Source organism: Protofrankia sp. CiP1_Cm_nod2, from assembly GCF_920664355.1.
Taxonomy (GTDB): domain Bacteria; phylum Actinomycetota; class Actinomycetes; order Frankiales; family Frankiaceae; genus Protofrankia.
Map to the genome: position 1 here is coordinate 1 of NZ_CAKKTL010000097.1, position 1939 is coordinate 1939.

2 protein-coding genes and 1 pseudogene are annotated in these 1939 nt (G+C 77.3%); all 3 read left to right on the forward strand.

The annotated features are described in order from the left end of the window. Positions 1 to 472, forward strand: a pseudogene (locus NBW84_RS12640) (shikimate dehydrogenase); the annotation flags it as partial. Beyond that, on the forward strand, positions 469 to 1158 hold the full coding sequence (locus tag NBW84_RS12645; RefSeq protein WP_250284806.1) for a prepilin peptidase: 690 nt from the start codon (positions 469 to 471) through the stop codon (positions 1156 to 1158). The pseudogene NBW84_RS12640 and the gene NBW84_RS12645, both read left to right, overlap by 4 nt. Before the next feature lie 101 nt (positions 1159 to 1259). Next, the coding region (aroC, locus tag NBW84_RS12650; RefSeq protein WP_250284808.1) for a chorismate synthase at positions 1260 to 1939 on the forward strand (680 nt) is incomplete at its 3' end.

Consider the following 1939-nt stretch of genomic DNA (forward strand, 5'->3'; position numbering starts at 1 on the left):
CGTGCTCGCCGCGCTCGCCGCGCTCGGCGCCGAGCGGGCCGACATCCTCGCCCGCCGGCCGCCGGCCGCGGCTCCCCTGGTCGAGATCGGCGCCGCCCTCGGGCTGGCCGTCACCGTCCACCGCTGGGACACCGCCGGCGCCGGGCCCGCCGCGGCCACGGGCCCAGCGGACCCGGCGGACCCGGCGAGCCTCCTGGCCGCCGCCGACGTCGTGTTCGCGACCACGCCGGCCGGTGCCACCGACGAGCTCGCGCGCCGGCCGTGGCCCGCCTCGACCGCCCTGGTCGAACTGCTCTACCACCCGTGGCCCACCCGGCTCGCCGCCGCCGCGCGGGCCGCCGGGGCGCCGGTCGCCGGTGGGCTGGTCGTGCTGGCCGCCCAGGCGGTCGGGCAGGTCCGGCTGTTCACCGGCGCCGAGGTGGACGTGGACCTGCTGCTGGCCGCGGGCGAAGCCGCCCTGGCGGCACGGTGAGCGTCCCGCCGGGCGGGGCGGCCATGTCGTCCGGGTCGGCCGTGCTGGTCGCCGTGATCGTTCTTGCCGTCCTGTGCGTCGTCCCGGGGCTGACCCGCATGGTGGGCTTCTTCGGGCCGCTGGCGGGGGAGCAGCCGCGCCGGCCGGCGCCGACCCGGGACGTCCTCGGCCTGCTCACGGCCACCGTCGTCGTCGCGTTCGCGGCCAAGCTGACCGATCATGTCGCCTGGCTGCCGGCGTACGCCTACCTCGGGGTGGTCGGAGTGGTCCTGGCCGCCGTCGACGCCCGGGTCCACCGGCTGCCCGACGTGATCACCCTGCCGTCCTACCCGGTCCTGGCCGGGCTGTTCGGCATCGCCGCGGCCCTGGACGGCGGCCCGGGGCGCTGGGTGCGCGCCGTCGCGGTGGCGGCGGCCGTGCTCGCCCTGTTCACGGCGCTCTGGGCGCTGCCCGGTGCCGGTCTGGGCTTCGGTGACGTGAAGCTGTCCGGTCTGCTCGGCGGCGCGCTCGGCTGGCTCGGCGTCCCGGTGGCCCTCACCGGGCTGCTGGCCGGGATCGTCCTCGCCGGGGTGTGGGCGCTGGTCCTGCTGGTGACGCGGCGGGCCGGCCGGCGGACGTCGATCGCCTACGGGCCGTTCCTGCTGACGGGGGCGTTCGTCGGCGTCCTCGGCTGGAACGCGGGCTGAACCCGCCGGAGCGTCCCCGTCCCGCCGGAGTGTTCCCGTCCCGGGGCATCCCGACCGAAGGAGCTGGTTCCGGCGCGCCGGTGGCGTGGAAGACTGGCCCCATGCTGCGTTGGTTGACTGCCGGGGAGTCGCACGGGCCGGCTCTGGTGGCGACCCTGGAGGGGCTGCCGGCCGGTGTCCGGGTGTCCAGCTCCCTGATCGCCGACGAACTCGCCCGGCGTCGGCTCGGGCACGGGCGGGGCGCCCGGATGAGCTTCGAGCGGGACGAGGTCGAGCTGCTCGGCGGGGTCCGCCACGGCCTGACCCTGGGCGGCCCGGTGAGCGTCGTCGTCCGCAACACCGAATGGCCGAAGTGGCGGGAGGTCATGGCGCCGGATCCGGTCGACGCCGAGGGGCTCGCCAGGCTGGCCCGCAACGCCCCCCTGACCCGCCCCCGGCCCGGCCATGCGGATCTTGCCGGTATGCAGAAGTACGGGTTCGACGACGCCCGCCCGGTGCTGGAACGGGCCAGCGCCCGGGAGACCGCGGCCCGTGTCGCGCTGGGCACGGTCGCCAAGGCCCTGCTGCGGCAGGCGTACGGCATCGAGGTCGTCTCGCACGTGGTGTCGATCGGCGGTGTCGAGGTGCCGCCCGGCTCGCCGCTGCCCCAGCCGGCCGCGATGGACGTGGTGGACGCCGACCCGGTCCGCTGCGCCGACCCGGCGACGAGCGTGCGGATGGTCGCCGAGATCGACGCCGCCCACCGGGACGCCGACACCCTGGGCGGGATCGTCGAGGTGCT